Annotated in this window: 12 protein-coding genes, 1 rRNA gene and 1 pseudogene; 9 read left to right on the top strand and 5 right to left on the bottom strand. The window is 52.9% G+C overall.

Annotated elements, in window-relative coordinates:
• Window positions 1–48: 48 nt before the first annotated feature.
• From jag to rpmH, 4 genes and pseudogenes are all read right to left on the bottom strand, one after another.
• Entirely contained in the window at window positions 49–666 is a 618-nt protein-coding gene (gene jag, locus ELR57_RS00070; protein ID WP_126956004.1) for an RNA-binding cell elongation regulator Jag/EloR, read from the bottom strand.
• The gene (locus tag ELR57_RS00065; RefSeq protein WP_126956845.1) at window positions 593–1,426 is read right to left on the bottom strand and encodes a YidC/Oxa1 family membrane protein insertase; all 834 of its coding nucleotides are present in this window, start codon (window positions 1,424–1,426) and stop codon (window positions 593–595) included. The genes jag and ELR57_RS00065 overlap by 74 nt, the downstream gene beginning before the upstream one ends.
• A gap of 240 nt (window positions 1,427–1,666) precedes the next feature.
• Window positions 1,667–2,008: pseudogene (gene rnpA, locus ELR57_RS00060) on the bottom strand (ribonuclease P protein component); the annotation flags it as partial.
• A gap of 92 nt (window positions 2,009–2,100) precedes the next feature.
• Complete coding sequence (gene rpmH, locus ELR57_RS00055; RefSeq protein ID WP_126956000.1) at window positions 2,101–2,235, bottom strand: 50S ribosomal protein L34; 135 nt, start codon at window positions 2,233–2,235, stop codon at window positions 2,101–2,103.
• 548 nt (window positions 2,236–2,783) lie between these two features.
• Here rpmH and dnaA point away from each other — a divergent pair.
• The 6 genes from dnaA to gyrB all read left to right on the top strand — a co-directional run bounded on the left by dnaA (window position 2,784) and on the right by gyrB (window position 9,101).
• A complete protein-coding gene (gene dnaA, locus ELR57_RS00050) occupies window positions 2,784–4,136 on the top strand; it encodes a chromosomal replication initiator protein DnaA (protein WP_126955998.1) in 1,353 nt (450 codons plus the stop codon).
• A 182-nt stretch (window positions 4,137–4,318) separates the two neighbouring features.
• Window positions 4,319–5,458 (top strand): DNA polymerase III subunit beta, encoded by a 1,140-nt coding sequence (gene dnaN / locus ELR57_RS00045; RefSeq protein WP_126955996.1) that lies wholly within the window; start codon window positions 4,319–4,321, stop codon window positions 5,456–5,458.
• Between the two features lie 10 nt (window positions 5,459–5,468).
• A complete protein-coding gene (gene yaaA, locus ELR57_RS00040; protein WP_126955994.1) occupies window positions 5,469–5,684 on the top strand; it encodes a S4 domain-containing protein YaaA in 216 nt (71 codons plus the stop codon).
• Window positions 5,685–5,706: 22 nt separating this feature from the next.
• Complete coding sequence (recF, locus tag ELR57_RS00035; RefSeq protein WP_126955992.1) at window positions 5,707–6,825, top strand: DNA replication/repair protein RecF; 1,119 nt, start codon at window positions 5,707–5,709, stop codon at window positions 6,823–6,825.
• Between the two features lie 24 nt (window positions 6,826–6,849).
• The gene (remB, locus tag ELR57_RS00030) at window positions 6,850–7,098 is read left to right on the top strand and encodes an extracellular matrix regulator RemB (RefSeq protein ID WP_126955990.1); all 249 of its coding nucleotides are present in this window, start codon (window positions 6,850–6,852) and stop codon (window positions 7,096–7,098) included.
• A gap of 92 nt (window positions 7,099–7,190) precedes the next feature.
• Window positions 7,191–9,101, top strand: a complete 1,911-nt coding sequence (gene gyrB / locus ELR57_RS00025; RefSeq protein WP_126955988.1) for a DNA topoisomerase (ATP-hydrolyzing) subunit B — start codon at window positions 7,191–7,193, stop codon at window positions 9,099–9,101.
• Between the two features lie 126 nt (window positions 9,102–9,227).
• On the opposite strand, the gene ELR57_RS00020 is transcribed toward gyrB, so the two are convergent.
• Window positions 9,228–10,007 carry a YheC/YheD family protein gene (locus ELR57_RS00020; RefSeq protein WP_126955986.1) on the bottom strand — a complete coding sequence of 260 codons (780 nt, stop codon included), beginning with the start codon at window positions 10,005–10,007 and terminating at the stop codon, window positions 9,228–9,230.
• Between the two features lie 160 nt (window positions 10,008–10,167).
• On the opposite strand from ELR57_RS00020, the gene gyrA reads away from it, so the two are divergent.
• The 3 genes from gyrA to ELR57_RS00005 form a co-directional block, all read left to right on the top strand.
• Window positions 10,168–12,693: a DNA gyrase subunit A gene (gene gyrA, locus ELR57_RS00015; RefSeq protein ID WP_126955984.1), complete on the top strand. Its 2,526-nt coding sequence runs from the start codon at window positions 10,168–10,170 to the stop codon at window positions 12,691–12,693.
• Window positions 12,694–12,737: 44 nt separating this feature from the next.
• Window positions 12,738–13,811 (top strand): HD-GYP domain-containing protein, encoded by a 1,074-nt coding sequence (locus tag ELR57_RS00010; protein ID WP_126955982.1) that lies wholly within the window; start codon window positions 12,738–12,740, stop codon window positions 13,809–13,811.
• Between the two features lie 316 nt (window positions 13,812–14,127).
• A 16S ribosomal RNA gene (locus ELR57_RS00005) occupies window positions 14,128–14,262 on the top strand; the annotation flags it as partial.

Raw genomic sequence — 14,262 nt, 5'->3', positions numbered from 1 at the left:
CGCAATGATCCGCTGCGATGCGGAAGCCATTGCGTAGTTGCGATCGATTTACTTTGGGGCAATGACGATGCTTCGATTCGGTTCATCGCCTTGACTGTACGTCTTCACATGAGGATTGGATTGAAGCCAGGAATGGATGATCTTGCGTTCCTGAGAAGACATCGGCTCCAGCACCACTTCACGCCTCGAGCGAATGACTCGATTCGCCATTCTATCCGACAGCGCTTCAAGGGTCTGCTTGCGGCGCTCCCGGAATTTCTCTGCATCCAGTACGATTCTCAGGTGCTTGTCGGAATGCCGATTGGCCACGATATTCGCCAGGTACTGCAAGGAATCCAGCGTCTGACCTCTGCGCCCGATCAGAATTCCGAGATCGTTGCCCGTCAGATTGATCGTGGTGTGATCCGAACCCTCATTCCGTTCGACCTTCACTTGAAGATCCATAGCGCCCGTGACTTCCTGAAGAAACGAGATCGCTTCTTCTATGCCGTCCGGCTTCACTTCAAGTTCCACCTTGGCATCCTTGGATCCGAAGAGTCCGAATAACCCTCGGCTAGGATGCTCAAGGATGGACACCTGAACGCGATCTTCCTCAACGCCTAGTTGACTTAGACCGTTTTTTACCGCCGCTTCCACTGTTTTTCCGATTGCCACCAGCTTTTTCATTAGGCATGGCCTCCTTGCCTGTACCTTCCGGTTTCGGCGAACGTCCATACATGAAATAGTTCTGAATGATGGTGTAGAGGTTCGTGTAAATCCAGTAAAGCGGCAGAGCGGACGGGAAGTTGATCGCCATGACGAAGATCATGATCGGGAAGACGAACATGAGTGCTTTCATCGGGCCCATCTGCTGCTGCGGATTCATCGTCATCATCATGTACGATTGAACGAACGTCGTACACGCCGCGATGACCGGCAAGATATAATAAGGATCCTTCTCGCCTAATTGAAGCCACAAGAACTCATGCGCATGAATCGGCTGATTCACGGTAATCGCGCGATACAATGCGATAAAGATCGGCATCTGGACGATAAGCGGCAGACATCCGGCGAGAGGATTGACCTGATGCTCCTGGTAGAGCTTCATCATCTCTTCCTGCTGCTTGCGCGGATCGTCTTTAAACTTCTCGCGAAGCTTGACCATCTCCGGCTGCAGCTTCTGCATCGCTTTCGAATTCCTGAATTGCTTAATGCTTAGCGGCAAAATGATAGTCCGGACAATGATGGTGAGCAGCAGGATCGAGATCCCGTACGACCCGCCGAACCAATCCGCGAACTTGTCCAACATGAGCGAGAACCAATAAACAACGTTACTGTCCCACCAACCTTGAGAATTCTTCAGTTCCTCCGTCGTCTTCATTGCCGCGTTAGGCGTACAGCCAGACAGCAGAACGAGCGCGGACAGAGAACTTAGGAGAACCCACATCTTGCGATTGCGCAACAAGAACACGTGCAAACCCCTCTCCTGCTTGCCTATCCCCTGTTTATCCCATGACGAATAGGCCTCAGCAGCCTACCGAGCGTCATCAGACAAAGGTTATTCACATAAAAACACTATAACATACTATTAAAGGCAAAGAAAAGCACGAGGACCGCTGTTCTTCGAGTTCGAAGGAGCGCTTCCTCCCGCATTTTTTTTGCCGTATGTTTTGCGTGGCGGGGCCGTCGATCCTTTCGTCAATCCGGCCTTGCGGAGAACGTGCAGCAGGCTTTTCTCCATCTCCGGATACGGCAAGTTCAACGCCGGCTTTCTTACTATTAAAATAAGATCCAGTCCGCTGTTGATCTTGCTTGCGTTGAGCCTCACGATCTCCTTGATCATTCGTCTCAGCCGATTGCGGACAACCGCTCCCCCTAGCTTGCTGCTGGCGGAGATTCCTAACCGGAATTGCTCATTCTGCGGCCACTTGCGCCAATAGACGACGAATTGGGAGTTCGCGAACGATTGCCCTTGCCGGTAAATCCGGTTGAAGTCCTCTCTGTTCCGAAGGCGCAGCTTCCTCTGCATTTTACACCGTCCCTCGACCCATTCGTTCCTTATTCCTTCTATTATGATCCCAATATAAAGAAAAAAGACCACCTGACGTGGTCTCTTTATCTTTAAGCAGACAGCACTTTGCGACCTTTTTGACGACGAGCCTTCAGAACTTTGCGTCCGTTCTTGGAGCTCATGCGGCTACGGAAGCCGTGAACCTTCTTGCGCTTGCTTACATTCGGTTTAAATGTAGGACCCACAGATCATACCCCCTTACTTAAAAACTCAGGTCTTTAAATTAAACCATAACACCCGCCCAAAAGTCAAGCAGCTTGCTGATTTGACGTTTTTTGGAGTCGACTCCGTTCTCCACAGCTTCTATATAGTAATGAAAAATAAAAAACGAATTGTGAGTAATTTCGTCAGGCTATTTCATTATGCACATGTGAATAACATTTAGTCGAAATTTCGGATAATCAGGGGTTTTGTCGAATAGGCTCACAATGTATCAACAATATCTAGTGTTGTGCACAGTTTTAATCCACAAGTTATTGAATTTGTGGATAACATGGCTCATTTCGTTGAATTTAGCGGTTTCATCTGCTATGATTAGTTCTATCTTTCTCCGTGGATATCATCCAATCGGCCTGATTTTATCAACAGCTTGTGTATAACTTTGTGAACAACATCCATAATCTGCGGACAAGCCTAGAAATAATTCCGTTGGTTGTGTGGATAACTAATAGCGTCGTGTTCATTCGACAGTAGAATGCCCATGTCCGCCTGATCGGTAAAGGAGTGACTTCATGTGGACAGCCGCAGCAACGAGATCTGGCAGCAGGTGTTGTCGGTCATCCAAACCAAGCTAAGCAAACCAAGTTACGATACCTGGTTCAAGGCGACCAAAGCATCCTTCGTTGGAGAGGATTCGGTCGTGGTAACCGCTCCGACGACGTTTGCAGCCGAATGGTTGGAGACCCGATATACCAAGCTGGTCTCTTCTGCATTAGCCGAGTATTTAGGAAGATCGGTCGACGTGAAATTCGCCATCGAAGAGACGAGGTTCGCAGAGCCGGCAGCGGCATTCCCGGCTAGTCCGGCCGCGAAGCCCGTTGTCTTAGAGGACAACATCACCCATCTGCTGAACCCGAAATACACCTTCGATACGTTCGTTATCGGCGTAGGCAACCGATTCGCGCATGCCGCTTCCCTTGCGGTAGCCGAAGCGCCGGCCAAAGCCTATAACCCGCTGTTCCTCTATGGAGGAGTCGGTCTGGGCAAGACCCACCTGATGCATGCGATCGGCCATTACATTTTGGAACATAACCCGAACATGAAGGTGCTCTACATCTCGTCCGAGAAGTTCACCAACGAGTTCATCAACGCCATTCGCGACAACCGCGGCGAGAGCTTCCGCAATAAGTACCGCAACATCGACGTTCTGCTTATCGACGATATTCAGTTCCTGGCCGGCAAAGACGGGACGCAAGAGGAATTCTTCCATACGTTCAACGCCTTGCATGAGGAGAACAAGCAGATCATCATCTCCAGCGACCGGACTCCGAAGGAGATTCCGACGCTCGAGGAACGGCTGAGATCGCGCTTCGAATGGGGACTCATCACCGATATTCAGCCGCCGGATCTGGAGACTCGGATCGCGATCCTCCGCAAGAAAGCGAAGGCGGAGAATCTCGATATTCCGAATGAAGCCATGGTCTACATCGCCAATATGATCGATACGAACATTCGCGAGCTGGAAGGTGCTCTTATCCGGATCGTCGCGTATTCATCCCTCACGAATCAGGATGTATCGTCCCATCTGGCAGCAGAGGCTCTGAAGGATATTCTGCCGACAGGCCGCAACCGGCTCATTACGATTCAAGACATTCAGCAGCGAGTCGGCGAATTCTACGGCCTCAAGCTCGAGGACTTCAAAGCGCGCAAAAGAACGAAGGCCGTCGCCTTCCCGCGTCAAATCGCCATGTATCTATCCCGGGAGCTGACCGACTACTCCCTGCCCAAGATCGGCGACGCTTTCGGCGGACGCGACCATACGACCGTCATCCATGCGCACGAGAAGATCTCGTCCCAGATGAAAGTGGATCAAGAGCTCTTCAAGATCATTCAGAACCTGACGGAGAAGATCAAGAATTTGACCTGATTCGCCGTCTCAATAGCCATGTATCCCCGTGGAAAACTTCAAAGCCTATACACAAAGCATACACATGTGGATAGGCTTTCGTTTTCGCGTTTTTCTGGCTTATCCACATATCCACCGCACCTACTGCTACTGCTATTCTTTTTTTAAAAAAACTACACTGACTCGAAACAAGAGGTGAGCCCGTGAAACTGACGATATCCCGCAATGAGTTGAACGACGCGGTTCAACAAGTATCCAAAGCGGTATCCGCAAGAACGACCATTCCCATTCTGAGCGGGATCAAGATCGACGCCCATGCTCAAGGGATCACCCTGACGGCCAGCGATACGGATATCTCGATCCAAAGCTTCATTCCGCTTGAAACAGGCGATAAAGTGGTGTCGACCATTCACCGACCGGGCAGCGTCGTGCTTCCGGCCAAATTCTTTGTCGAGATCATTCGCAAGCTGCCGGATGAGGAAGTCAACATCGAAGTCGGGGAACGCTTCCAGACGCAGATCCATTCCGGCGCCATCGACATTCAACTAGTGGGAATGGATCCGGAGGAATTCCCCGTACTGCCTATATTGGAAGAGGAACGCGTGTTCTCCATCCCGGGAGATATCCTCAAATCCATGATCAGGCAGACGATCTTCTCCGTTACGACAAGCGAATCGACGCCGATTCTGACAGGCGTTCTGTGGAGCCTGAACGAAGGCGTCCTGAAGTTCGTCGCGACGGATCGTTATCGCCTGGCGACTTGCAAGGTGAATACCGACGTTGATGCCAGCCTGCACTTCTCGAACGTCGTTATTGCGGGCAAGACCCTGAACGAGTTGTCCAAGATCATTCCGGACCATAACGTGCTCGTGGACATCGTCGTTGCCGACAGCCAAGTGCTGTTCAAAGTGGGCAATGTTCTTTTCTTCACGCGCATGCTGGACGGGACATTCCCGGATACTTCCAAGATTATTCCGAACCAATTCAAAACAGAACTCGTCCTGAACACCAAAGCGCTGAGCGAAGCGATCGACCGCGCTTACTTGCTGTCCCGCGAAGAGAAGACGAATATCGTCCGCCTCTCGACCACGGAGTCCGGCGCAGTGGAGATCTCCTCGAGCTCCTCCGAGCTGGGACGCGTTCAAGAGATGGTGCCGGTTCAGGAATTAAGCGGCGAATCGCTCCGAATTGCCTTTAACTCGAAATACATGCTGGATGTTCTCAAGGTCGTGGACAGCGAGAATCTGTTTATCGGCTTCAACGGCTCGATGAGTCCGATTATCTTCAAGTCGGAACACGAGAACAGCCTGCATCTCATTCTTCCGTACCGGACGACGAACTGAGGCGAAAGCGATGAAGGAAATAGCGATCTCGACGGAATACATTACGCTCGGACAAGTGCTTAAGCTGGGGGATTGCGTGAGCTCCGGCGGCGAAGTGAAGATCTTCCTGCAGGAACGCGACGTCAAGGTGAACGGACAAGCGGAGAATCGCCGCGGACGCAAGCTCGTGCCGGGGGATGCGATCGAAGTGGAAGGCTGCGGCAGCTTCGTCGTGAAGTCTCGCTAAGTCCCGGGAAAGGAAAGCGAATATGCAATTGAATCGCTTGGAGCTTCACGGTTACCGCAATTACAAGCAGATCGAGCTTGCCACCGGCGCCGGGGTCAACATTCTGATTGGCCCCAATGCGCAGGGCAAGACGAATCTCCTGGAGGCCATTCATGTCCTTGCGCTGACCAAGTCGCATCGGACCTCCAAGGACAAAGAGCTGATCGGGTGGAACGAGCCTTCGGCCAGAATCAAGGCGGAGATCGAACGTCGCCAAGGCAAGGTATCGTTGGAGCTTCAACTCACGACGCAAGGCAAGAAAGCAAAGGTTAACGGACTCGAGCAGCGCAAGCTGAGCGGATTCGTCGGAACGATCAACGTGGTGCTGTTCGCGCCCGAAGATCTTGATATCGTCAAAGGAGCCCCGGGTGTGCGCCGCCGATTCATGGATATGGAGATCGGGCAGGTGCACCCGGGTTATTTGTACGATTCGCAGCAATATCAACGGATTATGCAGCAGCGCAACAATTACTTGAAATCGACGGACTCGTCCAAAGCTTCTCAGCCGATGCTGGACGTTTGGAATGAACAGCTTGTCACGTTCGGTGTTAAAATGATGCAAAAAAGGAAAAACTTTATAGGCAAGCTGCAAGTCTGGGCGGAACAGATTCACCGGGGAATTACGAACGGAAGCGAACAGCTTACGGTCGAATACCGTCCCTCCTTCGGCACCGAGCCTGGGACTGCCCCCCAAGATGATTCTTCTTTATTCCAACAATTTATGTTAAAGTTAACTCAAGGCAGAGAACAGGAATTCCGCAGGGGAACGACTCTGGCAGGCCCGCACAGAGACGATCTGGCCTTCTTCATCAACGGCAAGGATGTCCAAGCTTTCGGCTCTCAGGGGCAGCAGAGAACGACAGCGTTGTCTCTTAAGCTCGCGGAATTGGAGCTCATGAGAGAAGAGATCGGCGAGTATCCGCTCTTGCTGCTCGACGATGTCTTGTCGGAGCTCGACCAATTGCGCCAGACGCAGTTGATCGAGACGTTCCAGAACCGGGTTCAGACGTTCATTACCACGACAGGAATCGAGAGCGTGAATATGAGCCGGCTGAAGGACGCGGCGATCTATCACGTGAAGAACGGCGAAGTGCTTAGCTAATGTCAAAGCCTGGGGAGGCGCGGCATGTATATTCATCTCGGCGGAGAGAAGATTATCCGCACGTCGCGTGTTGTGGCTATTTTTGACATATCCATCGAGAGTTCTTCCAAGCTTTCGCGGCAATTCGTCGCGCAAGCGCGCAAGAATCGCGACGTCGAGGTGATCGGCGAGGAGGATCCCAAGTCGATCGTCGTCACGGAAGAACGAGTTTATTATTCGCCCATTTCCACTTCAACGTTGAAGAAACGGGCACATCATCTGGTCGATTTATAGCGCAACGGCGAGATTGTCAGGCTTGCTCTGCCTAGCTCGCCTAACGCAAGTCGCAACGCGTCAACGCAAAGAAGGCGGTGGAGGGTTTGTCCGTGAATTCGCAACAGAATACGTACGACGAGAGTCAGATTCAAGTTCTAGAAGGGTTGGAAGCTGTTCGCAAGCGGCCGGGGATGTACATCGGCTCGACCAGCGGCAAGGGTCTTCATCATCTTGTGTGGGAAGTCGTTGATAATAGTATCGACGAAGCGTTAGCCGGCTATTGCAACAAGATCGATGTTATCGTTCATCAAGACAATAGCATTACGGTCATCGATAACGGCCGGGGCATTCCGGTCGGCGAGCACCCGAAGATGAAGAAGTCGACTCTGGAAGTCGTCATGACCGTTCTTCACGCCGGCGGCAAATTCGGCGGAGACGGCTACAAGGTATCCGGCGGTCTGCACGGGGTAGGCATCTCGGTCGTCAACGCGCTGTCCGAGAAGGTCATCGTGAAAGTCAAGAGAGAAGGCCACGTCCATCAGCAGGAATATCGCCGCGGGATTCCCCAATACGACCTCAAGGTCGTTGGCGATACGGATGAGACGGGAACGGAGACGCTGTTCCTGCCGGATCCCGAGATTTTCACCGAGACGACGGTATACGAATACGAGATTCTGGTAGACCGTATCCGCGAGCTCGCCTTCCTGAACAAGGGAATACAGATCTCGCTTACCGACGAGAGAACCGGAGTAAGCGAGACTTTCAAATACGACGGCGGGATCATGGAGTTCGTTCAATACCTGAACCGAACCCGAGAAGCGATCCATGAGAATCCGATCTACGTGGAAGGCATGAGAGATAATATCTCCGTCGAGATCGCGATGCAGTACAACGAAGGGTATTCGGAGAATATCTATTCCTTCGCGAACAATATCCATACGCATGAGGGCGGAACGCATGAATCCGGCTTCAAGAGCGCTCTGACGAGAATCGTCAACGATTATGCTCGCAAGATGGGCTTCGTGAAGGATAACGAGTCCAACCTGACCGGCGACGATGCCCGCGAAGGATTGACGGCTATCATCTCCGTCAAGATTCCGGAGCCGCAATTCGAGGGACAGACGAAGACGAAGCTGGGCAACAGCGAAGTGCGCGGTATCGTCGAATCCCTCCTTGGCGATAAGCTGATGGAGTTTATGAACGAGAATCCGGCCGTCGCCCGCAAGGTAATCGAGAAGTCGCTGCAAGCTTCCCGCGCCCGTGAAGCGGCAAGGAAGGCCCGCGAATTGACCCGCCGCAAGAGCGCGCTCGAAGTGAGCTCTCTGCCGGGCAAGCTTGCGGACTGCTCGTCCAAAGACGCGGCGATCAGCGAATTGTTCATCGTCGAAGGCGACTCCGCCGGCGGTTCGGCCAAGTCCGGACGGGATCGCCACTTCCAAGCGATTCTGCCGCTGCGCGGTAAGATTCTCAACGTCGAGAAGGCAAGGCTTGACCGGATTCTGTCCAACCAGGAGATCCGGGCGATCATTACGGCGGTCGGTACGGGGATCGGCGATGACTTCGATATCGCGAAGGCCCGCTATCACAAGATCGTCATCATGACCGATGCCGACGTTGACGGAGCGCATATTCGAACGCTGCTGCTCACGTTCTTCTATCGCTACATGAGACAGCTCCTGGAAGCAGGCTATGTCTATATTGCGCAGCCGCCTCTCTTCAAGGTGGAACGGAACAAAGTTACCCGTTACGCGATGAACGAAGCGCAGCGCGATGCGATTATCGCGGAGTTCGGCGAAGGCGTGAAGATCAACGTTGCCCGTTATAAGGGCTTGGGCGAGATGAACGCCGAACAGCTCTGGGAGACGACGATGGATCCGGACAACCGCACGATGCTGCAGGTGAAGATCGAAGACGCCATGAAGGCGGATCTTATTTTCGATACGCTGATGGGAGACAACGTAGAACCGCGCCGGGAATTCATTCACCAGCATGCGAGATACGTCAAGGATCTGGATATTTAATCGACAAGCTTCTCACGCTTGCCATGGGTGCTTAAGCCACCCGCCGCGGCAACTGCAGGAGACGGGACCGGACAGGAGTTCAATCGGTCTTAGTCTTCGAGTTGCGGGATCGGCGGGTGGTTTCGCTTAGCGGGGAGAGCGAGCTTGCTTCTTGAATCGACCGTAGGCAACGGCATATCGATAGACCTTGCGGAAGACGGAACGGTCTTTGAGCTTACGGAAAATAAAGGGGTCCGGCATCGTATTCACTTCGAGAATCCAGGCTTTGAGGGAGCGGTCGACGGCAACGTCGACGCCGATCTCTTGAACGCGCGGGAATCTTCGTTCCATGGCCCGCGCCGTGTCGATGCCGAGGGAGTTCAGCTTCTTGCGGAAGGCGCTCATCGTGGTATGGCCGTCGAGATGCTCGGAGATCAGAATCTCCAGGTCCATCGGCGTGCCTCCGCTATGATAGTTCGTGACGATCTTGCGAGGATGGGCAAGCCGGCCGATAATCCCCGTCGTCTCCCAAATCCCGCGGGGATTGCGTTGAACCATGACGCGGAGGTCGAATCTTCGCTTGCGGTATTTAAGAAGTTCAATGCCTTGCTGGGCTAGATAAGGGCGCTTCCTCTTGACGGTCAGAAGCTTGTCGTACATGGAATCGAAGGACTGGAAGGAATGCTTCTTCTCTTCGGATTGGAAGCGATAGGGGGGCGTAGAGCCGGCGGAGTATTCCACTCGAATGACCCCGAGGCCATAGGTCCCGTTCACTGGCTTCACATAGATCATTCCGAACTTCTTGAGCATCTCCTGCAAGGTTTCGCGATCCAATTGCCGGGTCAGGGGAACAAGATCTTTGAGCTTGCGATCGGCGAGCAGGGCTTCTGTTTTCGCTTTCTTACTGAGGACGCGTTGAATCGCCAACGAGCCTCGCCACCTTTCCCGTCAACATTATGCTATAATGGAATTATTCATCCTCATACAGTATGACGTGTTAAGCTGCGCGGTGTGCGCCGGCAAGGAAGAACAGATCGAATAGCCTGAGAATGGGCTATAGGCTTGGCAACGATGAAGGAGGATCTTCATGGCGGAAGAGCAACGCTCCCCCATTCGCGACAGAGAAATAAGCGTCGAGATGCGGGAATCGTTTATGGGTTATGCAATGAGTACGATTGTGAGCCGTGCCTTGCCCGACGTTAGAGACGGGCTCAAGCCGGTTCATCGTCGCATTCTCTACGGTATGGCAGAATTGGGCATGTATTCGGACAAGCCATTCAAGAAGTCCGCGAGAATCGTCGGCGAAGTCATGGGTAAATACCATCCTCACGGCGACTCCTCGATCTACGAAGCCATGGTTCGCATGGCGCAGGATTTCTCGATGCGTTACATGCTGGTCGAAGGCCAGGGCAACTTCGGTTCTATCGACGGCGATGGCGCGGCAGCGATGCGTTACACCGAAGCCAGGCTGTCCAAGATCGCGACGGAGATGCTGCGCGATCTGAATAAAGACACGGTTAACCTTATCCCCAACTATGACGGCGAAGAGCAGGAGCCGGAAGTGCTGCCGGCCCGAATTCCGAACCTGCTCGTTAACGGTACGACCGGTATCGCCGTAGGGATGGCAACCAACATCCCTCCGCATAACTTGCGCGAGGTTATCGAGGGCGTTCAGGCGCTGATTCAAGACCCCGAGCTGACTCCGTACGACCTGATGGATTACATCAAGGGCCCGGATATGCCGACTTCCGGTTATATTCTCGGACGGGAAGGCATTCGCCAGGCTTACATGAACGGACGCGGATCGATTACGATGCGGGCCAAAGCCGAGATCGAAGAGAACGGCAATAAAGCGCGAATCATCGTAACCGAGCTTCCGTATCAGGTCATTAAGGCAAGGCTGGTCGAGAAGATTGCCGAGCTTGTTCGGGAGAAGAAGATCGACGGAATCACCGATCTTCGCGATGAGTCCGACCGCAACGGCATGCGCATCGTAATCGAGCTGCGCCGCGACGTGAACCCGAACGTCGTCTTGAACAATCTGTACAAGCAGACTTCGATGCAATCGACCTTCGGGATCAATATGCTCGCTATCGTTAACAAAGAACCGAAGGTTCTGAACCTGAAAGAGGTTCTGCAATATTTCCTTCTCCACCAGATCGAAGTCATTCAGCGCAGAACGGCGTTCGACCTGAAGAAGGCGGAAGCGAGAGCTCACATTCTTCAAGGCTTGAGAATCGCTCTGGACCATCTGGACGAAGTCATCGCGCTCATCCGCAGCTCGCAATCCGACGAGGAAGCCCGCAACGGATTGATCGAGAGATTCGGTCTCTCGTTCGATCAGGCGCAAGCGATCCTCGACATGCGTCTCCGCCGGTTGACCGGACTGGAACGCGAGAAGATCGAGCAGGAGTATAACGAACTTCTCGCCAAGATCGCCGAGTACAAGGCCATTCTCGCAGACGAGCAGCTGGTTCTTAAGATTATCAGCGAAGAGCTAGAAGAAATTAAGCTGAAGTACGGCGATGACCGGCGCACGGAGATCACGGCACTCGATAACGAGATTCTGGACGAGGATCTGATTCCTCGCGATGAAGTGGTCATTACGATGACGCACACCGGTTACGTCAAGCGTCTTCCGGTATCGACCTATCGCAGCCAGAAGCGCGGAGGACGCGGAGTCGTCGGCATGGATACGAAGGACGATGACTTCATCGAGCATCTGTTCGTGTCCAATACCCACCACTACCTACTGTTCTTCACGAACAAAGGACGGGTGTTCAAGCTCAAGGCATACGAGATTCCGGACCTGAGCCGAACGGCTCGCGGCACGCCGATTATCAACCTGATCCAGATCGATCAGGGAGAGACGGTCAATGCGGTTATTCCGGTAGAGTCGCTGGAACCGGATCTCTATCTGTTCTTCGCTACTCGCAACGGTATCGTCAAGAAGACCCCTCTAGACGATTACGCGAACATTCGCAAGGTCGGCTTGATCGCAATCTCCTTGAGAGAGGATGACGATCTGATCGGCGTTAAGCTAACGGACGGCAGCCGCGACATCGTCCTGGGAACAAGCCAAGGCATGTCCATTCGCTTCTCTGAATCGGATGTCCGGGCAATGGGTCGTTCCGCGACGGGCGTGAAGGGCATTCAGTTGGACGATAACGACCGGGTAATCGACATGGATGTCGTGGAAGCGGATCGCGATGTCTTGATCGTTACCTCCAAGGGCTACGGCAAGCGGACTCCGGAGAGCGAATATCGTACCCAAACCCGCGGCGGCAAAGGGCTTAAGACGCTCAATGTCACGGATAAGAACGGTTCTATCGTCAGCCTCAAGGTCGTTCGCGATGACGAGGACTTGATGATCATGACTTCTTCGGGCACCTTGATTCGCACCAGCATGTCCGGCATCAATACGATGGGCCGGATTACGCAGGGCGTTAAGCTGATCAATATCAAGGATGAAGACTTCGTAGCGACGGTAGCGCGAGCTCCAAGCAGCGAAGACGAAGAGGAAACGGGCGAAGAAGCCCAAGAAGGCGTGAACGCGGAGAACGGATCGAATGGTTCTAGCCAACCTAACGATTCGAGCGACGCCAACGAATAGTACGCCAAGCCATTCCGAATGCGGTCGGGGGAGATGAGAGCGACATGCCAGTACTGCCAATATCACAGCTTCAAGCAGGCGATCGCTTGGCAGCCGACGTTCTGACGACAATGGGCAATCTATTGTTGAATGAAGGGCGCAATCTTTCGCAGAGGGATCTGGAGATCCTGCAGGCTTTTCTAATTCCAAGCGCGGATATTAGGCGGCATGGCCTGTCGGAGACGTCCACGAATGCCGAGACGGAAGAGAACCACGCTGCATCGGAGGCTAAGCTTAGTCCGCTTCATCAGCAATTTCTCCGCATGGAAGCTGAGCTGAAGCGAACTTCGGCGATGACAGGTCCCGGACAGAAGCTGCCGATCCTAGAGATCCGCAACGCGCTCAAGGATCTGTTGGAGCATATCGGCGACTACAACGTTCTGACTTTCGCTCCGCCGCCGGAATCGAACCAGACGGAACGTTGGATACGCAAGAGCGTATTGATCGCTCTCACTTCTTATCAGTTGGCGAGATGGAACAAGCTCCCCGAGAAGGATTTGACTCCGATCGCTCTGGCCGGACTTCTGCACGATATCGGCAACGTGCGCGTCGACCCGGCCATCTTCCGGAAGCCATCGAAGCTGACGACGGAAGAGATGAACGAGATGCGGCAGCATACGGTATATGGCTTCAAGCTGCTGGAAGGAGTCCCTTCCCTGAATCAGGGAGTTGCACTCGCAGCGCTGCAGCATCACGAGAGGCTCGATGGCAGCGGATACCCTCTAAAGGTAAGAGGGGATAAGATCCACCTGTACGCTAGAATTGTTGCCATAGCGGACATGTATCATGCGATGACGAACGAAAGGAATTATCGCAAGGCGCATTCCCCGTATCTGGTGCTCGAACAGCTGCAGTCGGAATCCTTCGGCAAGCTTGATCCCGTTTACGTTCAGACGTTCATCGATCGAACGACGCAATTCCATAATGGAATGCTTGTTCAGTTGAATGACAACAGCGTAGGAGAGATCGTGTTTACCGATCGCAGCCAGCCTACCCGTCCGATGATCTCGATCAATGGAGAGATCGTTAACTTGGCGAAACAGAAAGAGCTATACATTTGCGCGATTTATACGATTTAGAACCGAAGACCGTCTTCATGGAATTAGCCATGAAGCGGTCTTTTTTACTTCTCATTCGCATATATGAAAGAGTGATCCTAAGAATGATAAAAAACATACGAAAAAAATGAAAAAAGGGGTTGCGTATAGGCGAAAGCATGTGGTATATTATTTGAGTCGCCGCTGAGCGGTGGCCGCGAAAGAAACGAAACAAACTTGTTCCTTGAAAACTGAACATCGAGCGTAAATGGAAATAAATCGTCGAGCGGAACTTCGGTTCTGCGAGACAAACCAGCAGTACAGAACGAGCCTTCAAGGTTCTTCAAAAAGGTTTACCTTTATGGAGAGTTTGATCCTGGCTCAGGACGAACGCTGGCGGCGTGCCTAATACATGCAAGTCGAGCGGATCTTCTTGAGTAGCTTGCTACTCAAGAAGGTTAGCGGCGGACGGGTGAGTAACACGTAGGCAACC

The sequence above is a fragment of the Cohnella sp. AR92 genome (assembly GCF_003990975.1).
GTDB lineage: Bacteria > Bacillota > Bacilli > Paenibacillales > Paenibacillaceae > Cohnella.
This window is presented reverse-complemented; position numbering and strand designations above follow the sequence as displayed.

What these genes read in the sequence shown, in the direction of transcription:
- jag (WP_126956004.1), bottom strand. Translation starts at nt 666, where the DNA reads ATGAAAAAGCTGGTGGCAATCGGAAAAACAGTGGAAGCGGCGGTAAAA.
- ELR57_RS00065 (WP_126956845.1), bottom strand. Translation starts at nt 1,426, where the DNA reads ATGTGGGTTCTCCTAAGTTCTCTGTCCGCGCTCGTTCTGCTGTCTGGC.
- yaaA (WP_126955994.1), top strand. Translation starts at nt 5,469, where the DNA reads ATGAAGGAAATAGCGATCTCGACGGAATACATTACGCTCGGACAAGTG.
- recF (WP_126955992.1), top strand. Translation starts at nt 5,707, where the DNA reads ATGCAATTGAATCGCTTGGAGCTTCACGGTTACCGCAATTACAAGCAG.
- remB (WP_126955990.1), top strand. Translation starts at nt 6,850, where the DNA reads ATGTATATTCATCTCGGCGGAGAGAAGATTATCCGCACGTCGCGTGTT.
- gyrA (WP_126955984.1), top strand. Translation starts at nt 10,168, where the DNA reads ATGGCGGAAGAGCAACGCTCCCCCATTCGCGACAGAGAAATAAGCGTC.
- ELR57_RS00010 (WP_126955982.1), top strand. Translation starts at nt 12,738, where the DNA reads ATGCCAGTACTGCCAATATCACAGCTTCAAGCAGGCGATCGCTTGGCA.